The organism is Bradyrhizobium sp. LB13.1, from assembly GCF_054056815.1.
The window spans coordinates 1567438-1582980 of record NZ_JBSRYQ010000001.1 but is presented as its reverse complement, the minus strand read 5'-3'; the positions used below and the strand labels follow the sequence as shown (position 1 = coordinate 1582980).

Genomic DNA, 15543 nt, shown 5'->3' with positions numbered 1-15543 from the left:
ACTTTATTTCGGCTTGCCCCAGGGACCGCCGGGCGGCACGGCGGAACCGGAGGATGCCTCCGGCGGCACCGGCGGCGGCTCGGCGCTTTTCGCCGGGGGTCGGCGGTCGGTCGGGAAGCCGAGACCGCGCAGATAGATCAGCACCTCGGCTTCGAGCAGCTCATCCGGCGACATCGGCAGTTTGCGCCGCGCAGCGTCGCCGCGGGAGAACAGCGAGGCCACGCCGTGCGCCATCGACCAGATGTGCAGCGCCATCATCATCGCCGGCGGACGGGGCGTGCCAGGCGGTGCGAGCGCGGCAAGCCGCTCGGCCGCGGCACGAATGACGTTGAAAGCGCGCTCGCTGGCGGCCTGCAGCGCCGGATTGACATCCACCGGCACGCCGGATTCGAACATCGCGTTGTAGAACGCGGGCTCCTCGCGGGCGAAGGCGAGATAGGCCTTGCCGACGCGCTCGAACGCCGTGACCGTATCGGGCCGTCCGTCGTCCCAGGCCGCGGTCAGGCGCGCCTCGAACTGCTCGAAGCCGCGCTGCGCGATCGAGGACAGTAGTTCCTCGCGGTCGCGGAAATGCCGGTAGGGCGCCGCCGCGCTGACGCCGGCCATGCGTGCTGCATCGGCGAAGGTGAAGCCGGCCGCGCCCTTCTCGGCGATCAACCCGAGGGCGGCCTGTAACAGGGCTTCCTTCAGATTGCCGTGGTGATAGCCGCGCTCGGCGCGGCGCGTCTCCTTGCGCCAGCTCATGTGAACGAGCTTTACATGAGCCCGGCGTGAAGGTCACTAGCAGGAAGCCGGTCGTGATTAACCCCGTACTCTCACTGTCGTCCGTGACCTAGCGGCCGGGGATCGGCAGCACCGGCATGACCTCGATGGCCTCGCCCGGGAAGATCGCAAAGTGCGGGTGGTTCTCGAACAGTTTTGCCGCGTCCTCTTGCGAGGCGGCGCGCACCACCGTGAAGCCGGTCAGCGCATTGCTCACCTCGGTGATTCCGTTGGCATCGATCTTCCGGGTCTTGCCGAGCGGGCCACCCATCTCGACGATGACGGCCTTGTGCTTCTCGACCCAGCCGTGCCAGGCGGCCATGCCCTCCTGCTCCTTCGCCTTCCGTTCGGCCTCGGGCAGCGCTTGCCAGGCCGTCATTTTTGGGCTGGTCTTGCTGCCGAGATAGACGGCGAGGAATTTGTGTTCGGTGCTCATGGGTATCTCCTCAGGTTGGTGGGTTAGAAAGTTCAGTGCATTGCCCGCGGGCGAGGCCCCTATCGCTTCTTCAGATCGCCGAAACCGGCGGCGGCCTCCTGCACGTCGGGCGGAAAGTCGCTCATCTCCTGCACCTGCCGGATTTCGATGATTTCGTTGGCCGAGGCCGGACACTTCTTGGCCCAGGCGATCGCCTCGGCACGCGAGGCGACTTCGATCATCCAGTAGCCGCCCAGAACTTCCTTGGCCTCGGTGAAAGGCCCGTCGGTCACAACAGGCTCACCGGTCGCAAACGAGACGCGCGCGCCCATCGACGGCGGATGCAGGCCGTCGAGCGTGATCAGTACGCCGGCGTCCTTTAGCGCCTCGTTGTAGCGCATCATCGCGGTAACGCGTTCGGGATCGAGTTGGACATCGGGCGGAGCAGTCTCGTAGCCGAGCGGGATCATCAGCATCATGAATCGCATGGAGGTTCCTTGCTTTGCGCGCACTTCCAAGACGAACGAGGTTTTATCGAACCGACAGGGTGACGAAAATTATTCCGGAGGTAATTGCGCTGGCCGCTAGCGCGGCTGCGGCAGGAAACGACCATCCTGCCGGGCAGCGCCGAAATAGACTTCGATGCGGCGGACCTTGCCGCCGGCGAAGGTGAAGAACTCCGTGTTCCGAAAGCTCCTGCCATCTGTCGCCAGGCAGAGATAGGTGACGAAGGCCTCGTCGCCCCGGACGAAAATCCGCTCGATGTCGTGCCGCGCAATCCAGCCGGTGTCCTTCCAGCAGCGCTCGAAATAGGTCGCCTTGTCGAGGTCGTCGTCGAACGGGCTGGTGAAGCGGAACTCGTCGGCTAGCACGGCGCTGACTTGTTGCCGGTCGTTGGCGAGATAGGCGGCGAACAGACTTCGAATCAGGTGCTCGTGATGCTCGGGCACGGTCGCTCCTCCTCAAATCATTTGAAGCTCCGATGGAAGACGAACCGCGCGCAGGCCTGCCGACATCGCACGCCGATTCCCTGCGGCAAAATCGTCCTAGTCCGCCGTCCATCGCCGCGTCGCCTCGCTCGCTCCCTCCGGCAGCGCCTCGAAGACCGGCGAGGCCAGCACGGCGTGGACGTGTAGCGCGGTCGTGCCCGAATTACGAAAACCGTGCTTGCGGCCGGCGGGAACCAGCAGCGATTGGCCGGCCGTCACCGTGACGCGCTCGGCCTCGATCCACATATCGGCCTCGCCCGCACGCACGGCCAGCACCTCCTCGACCGGATGACTGTGCGTCGGCGCCCCGGCGCCGGGCGCGACCCATTGCTCGAAGATGCAGAGCGCAGTGGCGCCGTTGCGCGCGGATGTCAGCATCCGAGTCGTCACACCTGGCCGCCATTCCTCGAGCGGGATCGCACTGGGATCGATGGGCATGAACAGAGGCCCTTTCTTGCCGGGACGAAAGCGAAGTAAAAGGAGCGGGCGCTCGCGCGCGACCGAACTTTCGGACACAGGACAGATTAGCAAATGCCGCAAACTCCGCAAAAACTCGCCCTCGTCACCGGAGCCGCGCGCGGCATCGGGCTTGCGACCGCGAAAAAATTCCTGGTTGAGGGCTGGCGCGTGGCGCTGCTCGACATCGAGGGCGAGCTGCTCGGCCGCGCGGTCGCCGAGATCGGCCAGGACGAGGCCACGCTAGCGCTGACCTGCGATGTCTCGGACGCAGTCTCTGTCGCCGCCGCGATGACGACGATCGAACGGCGGTTCGGCCGGCTCGACGCGCTCGTCAACAATGCCGGCATTGCCGTGTTCGCACCGCTGATGGAGACGTCGGAGACCGATTGGCGGCGGGTGCTCGAGATCAACCTCACCGGTCCGTTTCTCTGCACCAAGGCGGCGGTGCCACTGATGCGCGATGGTAATGGCGGGGCCATCGTCAACATCACCTCGATCTCGGCGGTGCGCGCCTCGACGCTGCGCTCGGCCTACGGCACCAGCAAGGCGGGCCTCGCGCATCTCACCAAGCAGCTCGCGGTCGAACTCGCCTCGCTCGGCATCCGCGTCAACGCGGTCGCGCCGGGGCCGGTCGACACCGCGATGGCGAAGCAGGTGCACACCAGGGAGATCCGCGCCGACTATCACGACGCCATCCCGCTCAACCGCTACGGCCTGGAAGAGGAACTCGCCGAAGCGGTCTACTTTCTGTGCTCGGAACGATCGAGCTACATCACCGGCCAAATTTTGGCCGTCGATGGCGGCTTCGATGCGGCGGGTATCGGCCTGCCGACGCTGCGCGGCGAGCGGAGGAACGGGTAGGCACGGGAAGAGTTCGGAGAGTGCCATGCGACACGTCATCTCCCTCAAGGGCCTTGATGCTCGCATCCGCGCTGCTCGCGTCCGCGCCCGCCGTGGCTGAAATCCGCATCATTCAGTCGCCAGGCGGACAGGTCGGGCCGTTCCTCGATTTGTTCGAGAAGGTGCGCGAGAGCGGCGAGCGCGTGGTGATCGACGGTCCCTGCCTGTCTGCATGCACGCTGGTGCTGAGCATCGTTCCGGGCGAGCGCATTTGCGTCACCCGACGCGCCGTGCTCGGCTTCCATGCGGCTCGCTCGGCCGACCGGCGCGGGCGCTTCTATGCCGAGCCGGAAGCATCCGACGTGGTGCTTGCCGCCTATCCCGGCCCGGTGCGCGACTGGATCAGCCGCCGCGGCGGTCTCTCGTCCAGATTGCTTTTGTTGAAGGGCCGCGACCTCGCCGCGATCTATCCGCGCTGCCGGTGAGGATGATGCGTGACCAGGTTAAATCCGCCGCTGTCCTGCTGATCGCGGGCGTCAGCTTCACGCTCATCGCCTTGCTCGTGAGCTGGCGGACAACCGCGTCGGCAAAATTCCGCCGGTCAGGCGCTTCGTGAGGTCTAGTAAAACCTCTGGATCATCTGCGTCAGTTCCATGGTCGCGCAGATGAGCATACCCCAGAGTGCAAAGTTGATCTGTAGCGCCGTCGCCATCGGTCGCTCCCCTTCCAAGTCCGCCCGCCCCAATTTGTAGCTTTTTATGAAGCAATAATTAGCGATTCTGTCACGGAGTTACAGCCTAATATTGCGCCAGTTGTTGTGCGATGCAGTCCGCGTCATTTCACGAAGTGGCCTCACTGCCCTCGCAATGTGGTGCGAGAGCAAAAGTCCATATTCGGCCATGCGGGCCACACGTTTCCCTTAGGTTCCATTTTAGCGGCGTGACGCGAGTTTCCGCATGCGGGGCTAGCGTGTCGCGTATGACACCGAGGGTCCGGCATGATGCGACACGGCTTTGTCTTGCTCACTTTTTGCATAACGCTCATGGGATGCGCTGTCGCGCCTGCGCAGGAACGCCGCCCGATCGCATGGGACGGCCTCGGTCAGGATCCGAACCGCCCCTCTGCTACAAGGCGTCGTGTGGCGAACCAAGCTCCCGCACAGAGCGATCCGAATCAGGAGCGGGAAAGAGTGCTCGGTACCTTGCACCCGTACTCCGCGGCGTGGTGGGCCGTCCGTGACGAAATCGAAGCGGAGAATGACAGGCAGCTCGGCACCAAGCTCGTGATCTGCCCTCGCTGCGTTCCGTCGTCCTCACCACCGGGCAACGACGTGACCGGATCGATCCGCTGAGAGGGCACGCGGCCGATCTGCATATGACGTGGCGTCCTTGTGCGTGTCCCCTCTCCCGCATCGGCAGGAAGAGGGGATCGCCGCTTGGCGCATCAGGCTGTCGCGCCTGTCACATTCCATCGGCCGGGCAGTTCACCATCCAGGGAATGCCGAACTTGTCGACGCACATGCCAAAGCCCTTGGCCCAGAACGTCTTGCCGTAGGGCATGGTAACGCTGCCGCCATCGGCGAGCGCGTTGAACTTGCGCTCACCCTCCGCAGGGTCCGCGACCGTGAGCGAGATCGAAAAGCCCTGCGGCTTGTGAAATTGCTCGCCCGGTGCATCGGAGGCCATCAACACGCTGCCGTCGGGCAGCGACATCCGCGCATGCATGATCGTCCTCTCCCGGCCGGGCGCGGCGGCCATGTCCGCCGGCGCATCCGATGCACGCATCATGGCGTCGACCTTGCCGCCGAGGACCTTGGCGTAATAGTTGAATGCCGCTTCGCAGGTGTCCTGATAGAACAGATACGCATTGAGCATGTTTCTCTCCTCTTCGTTTGCTTGAGCCGTTGCTTGACCGTTCCTTCGACGAGGACGGCGTTATTTCTCCGTGAGCTTCTTCAGGCTGGCAAGGCCGGCCTCGAAATCCTTGCCGATCATGCTGTCCATGTTCATGAACACCTGCATCAGCTTGGACATGAAGGGGGCCGGACCAGACATCGCCCATGTGACCATTGTGGCATCGCCTTGCGGCACAAACGTGAACTCGGCGGTGTTGTGGCCTTCGAAGGGGCGCTCGAAATCCAGCTTGATGCGAAGTTTTGACGACGCATTCGCCTCGAGGATCTCCATATGGCCGGCGCCGACATTATTGTCGCCGTCCCAGGCATAGGTCGCACCCTTGCCTTGCGCGGTGCCGCCAAACGTCCGCTTCATGGCGGGATCGCGGTTCTCGTAGGGTGACCAGGCCGTCCAGCGATGGAAATCGGCGACCTGCGGATAGATCGCATTGGCCGGCGCTTTCACGGCGAGGCTGCGCTCGACGCGGAACGTGTCGGGCTTCGTCAGGGCGAAGACGAGGACGCCAACGATTCCGGCCGCGAGCAGGACGGCGATGACGGCAATGGCTTTCAGCATAAAGAACTCCTTGGATGCTCGCTAAGGACGAAGGGGGATGGCCGGGGCCGACAATTCGGAATCAATAATTTGGACGACCGTCATGGCCGGGCATAACAGTCCAAAGGACGGCGTCGCTTCCGCTTGCCTATGTCCCGGCCATCCACGTTCTCGGCGCCGATCAGAAGGACGTGCATCCCCGGGGCAAGCCCGGCATGACGGCGAGAGATGGGGGTGCTCCCTACGTGACCTTCGCACCCTGCCTGGCGCCGCCATTGGCGCCCTTCGGCTGGCTATCCCGGATCAGGCGATCGAGATGCATGCGGATGTGGGCGGCTTCTGCGGACGTGTTGGCGAGGGCGATGGCGCGGTCGAAGGCGATGCGGGCTTCGTCATTGCGGCCGAGCTGCATCAGGAAGGCGCCGCGCACGCCGAAGAAATGGAAATAATTGGCGAGCTTTGGCGCCAGCGGCTCGATCAGGTCGAGCGCGGCTTGCGGTCCGCGCACCTTGGAAACCGCGACCGCGCGATTGAGTGTCACCACCGGGGACGGTTGCACCACCTCCAGCGCACCATAGAGCAGGTCGATCTGGGCCCAGTCAGTCTCCTCCGGCGCCGATGCGCGGGCATGCAGCGCGGCGATCGCGGCCTGGATCTGGTAGGGCCCGCTGCGACGATGGCGCATCGCCTTGTCGATCAGCGCGAGGCCTTCCGCGATCAAGGAGCGGTTCCACAGCGAACGGTCCTGGTCGTCCAGCAGGATCAGCGAGCCGTTCGCGGCAAAGCGCGAAGCACTGCGCGCATGCTGCAACAGGATAAGTGCCGTGAGCCCCATGATCTCCGGCTCGCTCTGGAACAGCCGTAGCAGCAGCCGCGCCAGCCGGATCGCCTCCTCGCACAGCGGCTTTCTGATTTCGGCGGTGTCGCCGCTCGCCGAATAGCCCTCGTTGAAGATCAAATAGATCATCGCGGCGACACCGGCGAGCCGCTCGGAGCGCTCGACCGCGCCCGGCGTTTCGAACGGCGTCCCGGCCTCGGCGACCTTCGCCTTGGCGCGCGTGATGCGCTGCTCCATCGCCGCGTCCGACACCAGGAAGGCGCGTGCGATCTGCTTCACCGTGAGACCGGAGACGATACGGAGCGCCAGCGCGATCTGCTGCGTCGCCGGCAGCCCTGGATGGCAGCAGATGAACATCAGCCGCAAAATGTCGTCGCGATAGTGCGAGCCGTCGAGCCGCTCGGCGAGCGCGCCCTCGGCGTCGTCGAGATCGGAGATCGCCTGGTCGTCCTCCGGCAGCGGCTGCTGCTTCCGGGTGCGGCGCACCTCGTCGATGGCAACGTTGCGGCCAACCATGATCAGCCAGGCCGAGGGATCGCGCGGCGGTCCGTTCTGTGGCCAGGTCTTGAGCGCGCGCAGGCAGGCGTTCTGGAAGGCCTCCTCGGCGGTGTCGAGGTCGCGGAAATAGCGCAGCAGCGCGCCGACCGCCTGAGGGCGCGCCGAGGTCAGCGCGGTCTCGATCCAGGCGGTATCGGCCTCGCTCACGTCAGATTCCCTCCGGGCCTGAACACGCCGACCGGACGCACCTCATAGGCGCCGCCGGGATTGGCCGATCCGAGGTCGCGCGCAACGTCGAGAGCCTCGTCGAGGTTCTTGCAATCGACGATGTAGAAGCCCAGCAACTGCTCCTTGGTCTCCGCATAGGGGCCGTCGAGCACCAACGGCGGATCTTCCTTGCGCAATGTCGCTGCCGCAGTGGTCGGCAGCAGCCGCGCCACGGGGCCGAGCCTGCCCTGCTTCGCGAGATCTTCCTGCACCACGGCGAGCTTCTTCATCACGGCCTCGTCCTGGTCCTTGCTCCAGGAGCCGACGAAGTCCTCGTCATGATAGCAAAGGATCGCATAAAGCATGGGCAGCACCTTCTCTGAACGCTTGTTTTGAAGACGATCCACTATGCCCCGCTCCGACATGGCTGCGGAAAAAAACTGCAAGAAAAATCCGGCAGATCGTGCCAAGGAGAGGCACCAAAAGCGGAACCTTGTGAGGCACTTCGAATGACCGTGGGCATACTGGCCGTCCTGATCAACAGCACGCAGCAGAACTGGCTGCCGGAGCGCTGGAAGGCCCGGTTCGACGCGGTCTGCGGCGGGCGCCGCGTGGTGCTGCTGCCCGATGCCGGGCTCGATCCGGCCGAGGTGCACTATGCCGCGGTGTGGAAGCCGGTGCCGGGCGATCTCGGCTCATTCCCCAATCTGCGGGCGATCTTCAATCTCGGCGCCGGCGTCGATGCGCTGATGGCGGACAAGAGCCTGCCGAACGTGCCGCTGGTGCGCGTGGCCGTGCCTGATCTGACCGGCCGCATGACCGAATACGTCGTGCAGCACGTGCTGATGCACCACCGCCAGGAGCTTTATCTGCGCGAGTCGCAGCGCGAAAAGCGCTGGGAGCCGACATATCAATGGCCGGCGAGCGCCGTCACAGTCGGTGTGATGGGACTGGGCACGCTCGGCGCTGACGCGGCCGATATGCTGCGGCGGCTTGGCTTCCGCGTCGCCGGCTGGAGCCGCAGCCCGCGCAGGATCGAGGGCGTTGAATGCTTCCATGGCGCCGAGCAGATCGAACCGTTCCTGCGTACGACCGATATCCTCGTCAGCCTGTTGCCGCTAACGCCTGAAACAAACGGCATCCTGAACCGCGACGTCTTCACCAAGCTCAACCGCAAAAGTCCGCTCAGCGCGCCCGTGCTGATCAATGCCGGCCGCGGCGGCCTGCAGAACGAGGCCGATATCCTGGCCTGCCTCGACGACGGCACACTGGGCGCCGCCTCGCTCGACGTCTTCGTGCAGGAGCCGCAGCCAAAGGACAGCAGGTTCTGGACCCATCCCAAGGTGCTGCTGACGCCGCACAACGCCGCCGACACCGACGCAGACGCGATCTCGGCCTATGTCGCCGAGCAGATCGCGCGGTTCGAGGCGGGTGGTGCGCTGGAGAACGTGGTGGACCGGGCGCGGGGGTATTGAGACCTCACGTGCCACCCGCGCCGTACGATCCCTGATCGTCCGCCGATATCCCGTTCACCCTCTCTTAGCGAGAAGTTGATAGCCGTTGTTAATCAACGCTCAACGAACGAGTCGGACATGCGGGCGAGCCTCGGCCTCAGGATGCGGATCACGGTTGCGCTGGCGGTGACCGCGGCGGCGACCGCCCTGTTCGCCGTGCTCGGGGCGATGTGGATCATTTCCGGCATCATCGACCGGGCCGACCAGCGCGAGCTTCGCAGTCACTACGACGCGCTCCAGTCGCGAATTGCCGAGGAATCCCAGCGCGCCGCCGCCATGAGCGCCGTCGTGGCCGCGATGCCAGCGACGCAGGACGCCATGGCCAGACAGGATCGCAACGCTTTAATCGGCCTGTTCGGGCCGGTGTTTGCCGCGACCAAGTCGGAGTACGGCGTCGAGCAGTTCCAGTTCCACGTGGCGCCCGCGACCTCGTTCCTGCGCGTGCACCAGCCTGCTAAATTCGGCGACGACCTCTCGGGCTTCCGCAAAACCGTGATCATCGCCAACCAGGAGCACAAGGTCGTGGTCGGCCTCGAGGGCGGCGTGGCCGGGCTCGGCATCCGCGGCGTCGTGCCGATCGCGCAAGGCGACAAGCATCTCGGTTCCGTGGAGTTCGGCCTGACCTTCGGCCAGTCCTTCCTGGACGACTTCAAGAGCAACCGCCATGTCGACATCGCCTTCCATCTCGCGGACGGCGGCGGCTTCAAGTTGTTCGGCGGCACGCTGAAGGGCAAGAGCTTCTTCGACGCGGCGGATTACGGCCGCGCTGCGGGCGGCGACTTCACGGTACGGCAGGCGAAGCCCGACACCATGCCGGTAGCGGCGCTGCTCGGACCGATCAGGGATTTTTCCGGCAAGCCGCTCGGCGCGGTCGAGCTGGTGATGGACAATGCCGACTATGTGGCCTCCGCCGACCGTGCCTGGCTGCTGGCATTCGGCATCGCCGCGCTCGGGCTCGTGCTCGCCGCGATCGTCGGCTATCTCATCGCCCGTAGCATCTCGCGTCCGATCATCTCCATCACGAGCGTGATGCGCGAGCTGGCAGACGGACACCTGGACGTCGCCGTCCCCGTCAGCAAAGCGAATGACGAGGTCGGCGCGATGGTGAAGGCGGTCGCAGTGTTCCGCGACAATGCGATGAGCTTCAACAAGCTCCAGACGGATCAGATCGAGGCCAAGGCGCAATCCGAAGCGGAGAAACGGCGCACCTTCGCCGCGCTCGCCGACAATTTCGAAGCCAGCATTCGCGACGTCGTCACCACGGTCTCCTCGTCCGCGGTCGAGATGGAGCACACGGCGCGCTCGATGTCGGCCATCGTCGACCAATCGCGGCAGCAGACCGGCACGGTGTCGTCGGCCTCGGCGCTCGCCTCCGAGAATGTGCAGACAGTTGCTGCCGCCGCGGAAGAGCTGTCGTCGTCGATGACCGAGATCAGCCGACGCCTTGCGCACGCGACCGAAGTCGTCGGCAAGGCCGCCAGCGATGGACAGAGGTCCAACGCACGCGTGCAGAGCCTGGCAGACGCCGCTCAAAAAATCGGCGACGTCGTCTCCTTCATCAGCGACATTGCCGAGCAAACCAATCTGCTGGCGCTGAACGCCACGATCGAGGCGGCACGCGCGGGCGAAGCCGGCCGCGGCTTTGCGGTGGTCGCCTCCGAGGTGAAGGCGCTGGCAACCCAGACCGCCAAGGCGACCGAGGAGATCGGCGCGCAGGTGACGGCGGTACAAGGAGAGACCACCGGCGCAGTGGACGGCATCCAGTCGATCTGCGCGACGATCCAGGAGGTCGACGAGATCTCCGCGGCGATTGCCGCGGCCGTCGGCCAGCAGGGCACGGCGACGCAGGAGATCGCGCAGAACGTCCAGCAGGCAGCGGCCCGCACCGGCGAGGTGTCGCAAAACATCGCAGGCGTCACCGCCGGCATCGCCGCGACGGGAACTGCGGCGGAGGAAGTGCTGGGCTCGGCGATCGAGCTGTCAAAACAATCGCAGCGGCTGCGGGACGAAGTGGATCGTTTTCTCGCGCATATTCGCGCGGCGTAGACGCAATATCTCACTGTCGTCCCGGCGGCGGCTTAACTTTTAGCTCCGATCATCACGTCGATCGCCCCGTTCACGATCGCCTCCAGCTCTTTCCGCGATACCCGCGCGCGGGAGCGGATCGCGATTGAGTGTACGGTTGCGGATGCGATCTGTGCCAGCACGACGGGATTGGCGCTCTCGGGCAGTTCGCCCTTCTCCTTGGCGCGGCGAAAGCAACTCGCAAATGCCTTGTCGAGCTCGTTAAGCCCGTCGAGCACCATGGCGCGGATATCAGGGTCGCCGACCGCTTCGGAGGCCGCCGTGACCACGGTGAAGCAGCCACGCGGGCCGGTTTCGCCGGAAAGATAGATGTTCAGCGCGGAGGCGAAGATGCGCTCCAGCCGCAGGCGCACGGGCATCTCCTGGCGAAAGATCTCCACCATCGATGCGCGCGCCTCCTCGCGGTAACGCTGGTAGCTCTTGATGTAGAGCTCGCGCTTGTCGCCGAAGGCACCGTAGAGGCTCGGGCGATTCATGCCGGTGGCTTCGCTGAGATCGTCGAGCGAGGTGGCGGCGAAACCCTGCGTGCGGAACAGGTCGAGCGCTTTGCCAAGCGCGACGTCGGGTACATAGGCGCGCGGACGACCCCGGCGTTTGGGTTCACTGGCGGCAGCTGGCGGTTTCGATTTTTGTACCATTTCGCAAATTAATCCTTGACCGCGAATATAATATGCAAGATGGTACAAAAATCAATCTGGCCAGGTTGAGCAAACACCACAGGGAATTGCCCAAGGAGGCTCAAGATGGATCTTTATTTCTCGCCGCTCGCCTGTTCGATGGCGAGCCGCGTCGCGCTGTATGAAGCCGGCGCCGAGGCGAATTATCTCGAAGTCGATCCGCCGACCAAGAAAGTGCTGAGCGACGGCACTGACTTCCGTACCGTGAACCCGATCGGCCTGGTGCCGACGCTGCGTACCGACGAGGGTGTGGTGCTGACCGAGAACGCGGCGATCCTGCAATATATCGCCGACCGCTTCCCGCAATCGGGCCTCGGCGCCGCAGCGGGCATCGATCGCACGCGGCTGCATCAATGGCTCTGCTTCATCGGCACCGAACTGCACAAGGGCCTGTTCATCCCGGTGCTCGACCGCAAGGCGCCGCAGGAGATGAAAGCCTATGCGCTGGAGAAGAACCTATCGCGGCTGGACTATCTCGACAATTACCTGAAGGGGCGCGACTTCCTGCTCGACCATTTCAGCGTCGCCGACGCCTATCTGGTCACGGTCATCAACTGGACCATGGCGACGCCGCCGATCGAGCTCGCCAAATGGCCGAACGTGAAGGCCTATTACGAGCGCCTGCGCCAGCGGCCGTCGGTCGCACGCGCGATCGCGGAGGAGTTCGAGCTGTACAAGGCCGAGCAGGCGCGGAAGAAGGCGGCGGCGTAGTAGCACTCGGAATGAACCAGTGAGAGATCGCCCCGGCTACCTCGGCCGGGGCGGCACCCGCCGCGATGCTTGCGAATATATTGCGTCTGCTCCCGACCTGGCACCCGTAGCTATTTCGGCGCTTGCAGTACGACCCCGTAGCGGCCGTATATCCGATCGATCGTTCCGTCGTTTCGCAACCGTTCAAGCGCTCCATCGATGGCTTCGCGCAACGCATCATCCGGACGGACCATACCGACGGCAACGTTCCAGTTGAGATCGGCCACGCTCTCGTCGCGATCCAGAATGCGGAGTGCCTTGCCTGGATGCGTCAGATTGAAATAGCTCGCCGCTGTGGGTGTAACCGCAGCGGCATCGATCTCATGGTTCAACAGGGCGTCGAGGCTGTCGCTCTCGAAGCCGAAGGTCGACGTAGGCACGTGCCGTTGACCGATGATCATGGCTGCGACGGATCCGACCTGCACCCCCACCTTGGTATGCTCGTTGAGGCCCTGGAACGAAGCGAGCGTGCTGGATGACGGCACGGCGAGTGCGACTCCCGTGCGATAATACGGTTTTGAGATCCTCAAGCGGGTTTCGCCTTGCGCCGCGTGGTCGGCGATCACATCCAGAAGAATATCGCAGCCGGCGCTCCGCAGCTGGTACTGGGTGATGATCCAGTCGAGCCGGAGCGAGACGCCGAGTTCGCGTGCCAGCGCCTGGCCCAATTCAACCTGAAAGCCGGGAGGATCGACGGCCTTGCTCGCGAAGGGAAGCGAGTTGGGATGGGCGCATAACCCGAGCGCGCCGGACGAGCGGATCGCGTCCAGGGTTCGCGCCTGGGCCGGACCCAACAGTCCGATGGTGGCGCCGACCATAAGCGGGAGAATTGACTTCATTCCGCGTTCTCGTATCGATGGATCGGGCCTCGGCGATTCAACCCTCGCGCGGCTTCAGGGCGCGGATATATTTGACGATCTGGTCGATCTGCGCATCGGTGAACGCCCCGCCGAATGCCGGCATCGCGCCAGACTTGCCGCTCTTGATGCGGCTGTGCAGAAAATCGTCATCGCGTGGCGAATTCATCAACTGCGGTCCCTTGCCGGCAGCCCGGCCGCCGTCGGAGTGACAAAAGCCGCAAGTCCCCGCGAACAACTGCTCGACGTCGAACGTCCCGTTGTCCGGTGCAGGGGTGGCAGACTGCGCGTGAACCGGTGCGGCACAGAGCGACGAGGCGCCCAGCACCGCCGATAGCAGCGCGGTGATCTTCTTCAAATGCAATTTCAAGGTAACCAGCTCCATGTCCTGAAGCGCGCCCGCAACTTCAATGCACGGGAAGCAAGCTAGCGCCTGCTCCCCGGCAATCGGCGATGATCTATTTCAGGCTGAAGACGACGAGCGCCCCGTCGTCACGCGGCATGCTCTTGTAGACGCCGCCGAAGTTTGGCGCGTACTCGTCTGCCAGCATGCCGCCAAAGCCTGCGGCCACGGCAATGTATTGCTTGCCGTTGACGGAATAGCTGACGATGCCGCCCTGATGGCCGGTGCCGTTGTTGTGATTCCACAGCTCGGTCCCGGTTTCAGCATCGTAGGCATGAATGATGCCGCGGGAGTCGGGCACGAACACGAGATTGCCCGCGGTCGACAGCACGCTCCCAAGCGGCGGCTCGGGATAACGAACCTCCCACTTCTTGGCCCCGGTGATGGGATCGCGCGCGTCGAGATGTCCATAAATCTCGCCGCCCGGAGGAGGTGCCATCTTGAAATCGGCGCCGATGTTGAGCTGGACCTGTGGCGCCGTGACCGGCGTCGTCTTCTGGACGTCGAGCGTCATGCACCATTCCTGGCCGATTTTGTAGTAGAGCCCCGTCTTGGGGTTGTATGAGCCGGCGTTCCAGCTGATCCCGCCACCAATGAATGGGCACAGCGGCGGTTCGGTGACTTTCCCCGCGGAGAAGTCGCGACGGCCGATCAGAGCACCCGTCTTCGGATCGATATCCTTGACGAAATTGATGTTCTCAACGAGCCGCCAGACATTCTTCACGGCGAGATTGCGGTCGTAGACGAAGACGAAACCGCCTTTGTTCGGATGCACCACGTACTTCTGGCCATCGCGTTCGAGCATCACAAACTCGCCGACTGCGCTGTCGAAGTCCCAAGCGTCGTGCGGCAATTCCTGATGATAGAATTTCAGCTTACCGGTATCGATGTCGAGACCGATCACTGAACTCGTATGGAGATTGTCGCCGGGCCGCGCACCTTGCGTCTTGTAATCGGCGCCCGACCAATCGTAGAGCGGCGCCGGGTTTGCGGTGCCCCACAGGATGGTGTTGGTCTCGGAGTCGTAAGTGCCCGGCATCCAGCCGCCGCCCCCGCCCGTTCGCCAGGACTCGTTGCCCCACGTCTTCATGGCCTCGTCGGTGCCGGCGACCGTCAGGAACTCCCACTTCTTCTTCCCGGTGGTGGCATCCAGGGCGAAGATCGGGCCGCGGCCCGGCCATTCACCGCCTTGCGCTCCGATGATCACCGTACCCTTCGCGTACAGCGGAGCACCGGTGAAACCGACTGTGAGCTTCTGCGAGTCGATCAGCCGGGTTTCCCAGAGGACTTTCCCCGACTTCATATCCAGGCCAAGCGCCCTGCCATCCATGGTACCGACGAAGACCTTTCCCTCGCCGAGCGCGACGCCGCGATTGTAGGGAGAATGGGTCTGGCGGGCGATCAGCGTCTCGTCCAGTTCCGGAAAATGCGACCAGATCACCTCGCCCGTCGCGCCGTTAAGCGCGAAAACCCGGCTGTAAGAACCTGTGTAGTAGAGTATGCCATCAGCCACGAGCGGCATTGATTGCAGGCCACGGGTCGAGCGTCCGGGAATATGGAGCCAGGCAACGCTCAAATTGCCGACGTTGCTTGCATTGATCTGCGCCAGAGGGCTGTAGTGATAGGATTTGTACGAACCGTGATAGGTCAGCCAATCGTTCTGACCGGCGCTCTCGATCCGCCCAGTATCCACGCTTTGGGCCAACGCCGACGACACGATCAGCGTCGCGCCGGCAACAAGAGGTAGAGCAGACTTACACCAACGCTTCTTCATCCGTTCCTCCCGCTTTTGTGTTTGT

At 64.1% G+C, this 15543-nt stretch carries 19 protein-coding genes; 6 read left to right on the top strand and 13 right to left on the bottom strand.

All coding sequences use genetic code 11. The annotated features are described in order from the left end of the window. Nucleotides 1–3 precede the first annotated feature (3 nt). The 5 genes from ACVWYI_RS07405 to ACVWYI_RS07385 all read right to left on the bottom strand — a co-directional run bounded on the left by ACVWYI_RS07405 (nucleotide 4) and on the right by ACVWYI_RS07385 (nucleotide 2604). Nucleotides 4–744, bottom strand: a complete 741-nt coding sequence (locus tag ACVWYI_RS07405) for a TetR/AcrR family transcriptional regulator (protein ID WP_456661617.1) — start codon at nucleotides 742–744, stop codon at nucleotides 4–6. A gap of 88 nt (nucleotides 745–832) precedes the next feature. Then, on the bottom strand, nucleotides 833–1198 hold the full coding sequence (locus tag ACVWYI_RS07400; RefSeq protein WP_247342997.1) for a hypothetical protein: 366 nt from the start codon (nucleotides 1196–1198) through the stop codon (nucleotides 833–835). 59 nt (nucleotides 1199–1257) lie between these two features. After that, on the bottom strand, nucleotides 1258–1665 hold the full coding sequence (locus ACVWYI_RS07395; RefSeq protein WP_247447481.1) for a YciI family protein: 408 nt from the start codon (nucleotides 1663–1665) through the stop codon (nucleotides 1258–1260). A 96-nt stretch (nucleotides 1666–1761) separates the two neighbouring features. Continuing rightward, nucleotides 1762–2127: a nuclear transport factor 2 family protein gene (locus tag ACVWYI_RS07390; RefSeq protein WP_456661616.1), complete on the bottom strand. Its 366-nt coding sequence runs from the start codon at nucleotides 2125–2127 to the stop codon at nucleotides 1762–1764. 96 nt (nucleotides 2128–2223) lie between these two features. Further along, nucleotides 2224–2604, bottom strand: a complete 381-nt coding sequence (locus tag ACVWYI_RS07385; protein ID WP_247342989.1) for a cupin domain-containing protein — start codon at nucleotides 2602–2604, stop codon at nucleotides 2224–2226. A 93-nt stretch (nucleotides 2605–2697) separates the two neighbouring features. On the opposite strand from ACVWYI_RS07385, the gene ACVWYI_RS07380 reads away from it, so the two are divergent. From ACVWYI_RS07380 to ACVWYI_RS07370, 3 genes are all read left to right on the top strand, one after another. Then, nucleotides 2698–3486 (top strand): SDR family NAD(P)-dependent oxidoreductase, encoded by a 789-nt coding sequence (locus tag ACVWYI_RS07380; RefSeq protein WP_354044888.1) that lies wholly within the window; start codon nucleotides 2698–2700, stop codon nucleotides 3484–3486. Nucleotides 3487–3542: 56 nt separating this feature from the next. Further along, nucleotides 3543–3950: a hypothetical protein gene (locus ACVWYI_RS07375; RefSeq protein ID WP_456661615.1), complete on the top strand. Its 408-nt coding sequence runs from the start codon at nucleotides 3543–3545 to the stop codon at nucleotides 3948–3950. Between the two features lie 512 nt (nucleotides 3951–4462). Further along, nucleotides 4463–4816 (top strand): hypothetical protein, encoded by a 354-nt coding sequence (locus tag ACVWYI_RS07370; protein ID WP_456661614.1) that lies wholly within the window; start codon nucleotides 4463–4465, stop codon nucleotides 4814–4816. Between the two features lie 109 nt (nucleotides 4817–4925). Here the strand turns inward: ACVWYI_RS07370 and ACVWYI_RS07365 are convergent, their stop codons facing one another. The 4 genes from ACVWYI_RS07365 to ACVWYI_RS07350 all read right to left on the bottom strand — a co-directional run bounded on the left by ACVWYI_RS07365 (nucleotide 4926) and on the right by ACVWYI_RS07350 (nucleotide 7823). Then, the gene (locus tag ACVWYI_RS07365; protein WP_456661613.1) at nucleotides 4926–5339 is read right to left on the bottom strand and encodes a VOC family protein; all 414 of its coding nucleotides are present in this window, start codon (nucleotides 5337–5339) and stop codon (nucleotides 4926–4928) included. Nucleotides 5340–5399: 60 nt separating this feature from the next. Continuing rightward, the gene (locus tag ACVWYI_RS07360) at nucleotides 5400–5936 is read right to left on the bottom strand and encodes an SRPBCC family protein (protein ID WP_247447476.1); all 537 of its coding nucleotides are present in this window, start codon (nucleotides 5934–5936) and stop codon (nucleotides 5400–5402) included. 220 nt (nucleotides 5937–6156) lie between these two features. Beyond that, complete coding sequence (locus ACVWYI_RS07355; protein ID WP_456661612.1) at nucleotides 6157–7458, bottom strand: RNA polymerase sigma factor; 1302 nt, start codon at nucleotides 7456–7458, stop codon at nucleotides 6157–6159. Next, nucleotides 7455–7823, bottom strand: coding sequence for a YciI family protein (locus ACVWYI_RS07350; RefSeq protein ID WP_211394665.1), 369 nt, complete (start codon nucleotides 7821–7823; stop codon nucleotides 7455–7457). Before ACVWYI_RS07350 ends, ACVWYI_RS07355 begins: the two co-directional genes overlap by 4 nt. Before the next feature lie 144 nt (nucleotides 7824–7967). Between ACVWYI_RS07350 and ACVWYI_RS07345 the strand changes: the two genes are divergently transcribed. Then, a complete protein-coding gene (locus tag ACVWYI_RS07345; RefSeq protein ID WP_456661611.1) occupies nucleotides 7968–8933 on the top strand; it encodes a 2-hydroxyacid dehydrogenase in 966 nt (321 codons plus the stop codon). 117 nt (nucleotides 8934–9050) lie between these two features. Next, nucleotides 9051–11018 carry a cache domain-containing protein gene (locus ACVWYI_RS07340; RefSeq protein WP_456661610.1) on the top strand — a complete coding sequence of 656 codons (1968 nt, stop codon included), beginning with the start codon at nucleotides 9051–9053 and terminating at the stop codon, nucleotides 11016–11018. A 32-nt stretch (nucleotides 11019–11050) separates the two neighbouring features. On the opposite strand, the gene ACVWYI_RS07335 is transcribed toward ACVWYI_RS07340, so the two are convergent. Continuing rightward, nucleotides 11051–11695 carry a TetR/AcrR family transcriptional regulator gene (locus tag ACVWYI_RS07335; RefSeq protein ID WP_456661609.1) on the bottom strand — a complete coding sequence of 215 codons (645 nt, stop codon included), beginning with the start codon at nucleotides 11693–11695 and terminating at the stop codon, nucleotides 11051–11053. A gap of 105 nt (nucleotides 11696–11800) precedes the next feature. Between ACVWYI_RS07335 and ACVWYI_RS07330 the strand changes: the two genes are divergently transcribed. Next, the gene (locus tag ACVWYI_RS07330; RefSeq protein ID WP_247342962.1) at nucleotides 11801–12445 is read left to right on the top strand and encodes a glutathione binding-like protein; all 645 of its coding nucleotides are present in this window, start codon (nucleotides 11801–11803) and stop codon (nucleotides 12443–12445) included. 110 nt (nucleotides 12446–12555) lie between these two features. On the opposite strand, the gene ACVWYI_RS07325 is transcribed toward ACVWYI_RS07330, so the two are convergent. The 3 genes from ACVWYI_RS07325 to ACVWYI_RS07315 form a co-directional block, all read right to left on the bottom strand. Further along, entirely contained in the window at nucleotides 12556–13323 is a 768-nt protein-coding gene (locus ACVWYI_RS07325) for a substrate-binding periplasmic protein (RefSeq protein ID WP_456661608.1), read from the bottom strand. A 37-nt stretch (nucleotides 13324–13360) separates the two neighbouring features. Beyond that, complete coding sequence (locus ACVWYI_RS07320) at nucleotides 13361–13711, bottom strand: c-type cytochrome (protein ID WP_247447470.1); 351 nt, start codon at nucleotides 13709–13711, stop codon at nucleotides 13361–13363. A gap of 88 nt (nucleotides 13712–13799) precedes the next feature. Next, nucleotides 13800–15518, bottom strand: a complete 1719-nt coding sequence (locus ACVWYI_RS07315; protein WP_247342953.1) for a pyrroloquinoline quinone-dependent dehydrogenase — start codon at nucleotides 15516–15518, stop codon at nucleotides 13800–13802. Nucleotides 15519–15543 lie beyond the last annotated feature (25 nt).

What these genes read in the sequence shown, in the direction of transcription:
- ACVWYI_RS07395 (WP_247447481.1), bottom strand. Translation starts at nt 1,665, where the DNA reads ATGCGATTCATGATGCTGATGATCCCGCTCGGCTACGAGACTGCTCCG.
- ACVWYI_RS07385 (WP_247342989.1), bottom strand. Translation starts at nt 2,604, where the DNA reads ATGCCCATCGATCCCAGTGCGATCCCGCTCGAGGAATGGCGGCCAGGT.
- ACVWYI_RS07325 (WP_456661608.1), bottom strand. Translation starts at nt 13,323, where the DNA reads ATGAAGTCAATTCTCCCGCTTATGGTCGGCGCCACCATCGGACTGTTG.
- ACVWYI_RS07315 (WP_247342953.1), bottom strand. Translation starts at nt 15,518, where the DNA reads ATGAAGAAGCGTTGGTGTAAGTCTGCTCTACCTCTTGTTGCCGGCGCG.
- ACVWYI_RS07340 (WP_456661610.1), top strand. Translation starts at nt 9,051, where the DNA reads ATGCGGGCGAGCCTCGGCCTCAGGATGCGGATCACGGTTGCGCTGGCG.
- ACVWYI_RS07400 (WP_247342997.1), bottom strand. Translation starts at nt 1,198, where the DNA reads ATGAGCACCGAACACAAATTCCTCGCCGTCTATCTCGGCAGCAAGACC.
- ACVWYI_RS07345 (WP_456661611.1), top strand. Translation starts at nt 7,968, where the DNA reads ATGACCGTGGGCATACTGGCCGTCCTGATCAACAGCACGCAGCAGAAC.
- ACVWYI_RS07405 (WP_456661617.1), bottom strand. Translation starts at nt 744, where the DNA reads ATGAGCTGGCGCAAGGAGACGCGCCGCGCCGAGCGCGGCTATCACCAC.
- ACVWYI_RS07370 (WP_456661614.1), top strand. Translation starts at nt 4,463, where the DNA reads ATGATGCGACACGGCTTTGTCTTGCTCACTTTTTGCATAACGCTCATG.
- ACVWYI_RS07380 (WP_354044888.1), top strand. Translation starts at nt 2,698, where the DNA reads ATGCCGCAAACTCCGCAAAAACTCGCCCTCGTCACCGGAGCCGCGCGC.
- ACVWYI_RS07350 (WP_211394665.1), bottom strand. Translation starts at nt 7,823, where the DNA reads ATGCTTTATGCGATCCTTTGCTATCATGACGAGGACTTCGTCGGCTCC.
- ACVWYI_RS07360 (WP_247447476.1), bottom strand. Translation starts at nt 5,936, where the DNA reads ATGCTGAAAGCCATTGCCGTCATCGCCGTCCTGCTCGCGGCCGGAATC.
- ACVWYI_RS07330 (WP_247342962.1), top strand. Translation starts at nt 11,801, where the DNA reads ATGGATCTTTATTTCTCGCCGCTCGCCTGTTCGATGGCGAGCCGCGTC.
- ACVWYI_RS07335 (WP_456661609.1), bottom strand. Translation starts at nt 11,695, where the DNA reads ATGGTACAAAAATCGAAACCGCCAGCTGCCGCCAGTGAACCCAAACGC.
- ACVWYI_RS07365 (WP_456661613.1), bottom strand. Translation starts at nt 5,339, where the DNA reads ATGCTCAATGCGTATCTGTTCTATCAGGACACCTGCGAAGCGGCATTC.
- ACVWYI_RS07375 (WP_456661615.1), top strand. Translation starts at nt 3,543, where the DNA reads ATGCTCGCATCCGCGCTGCTCGCGTCCGCGCCCGCCGTGGCTGAAATC.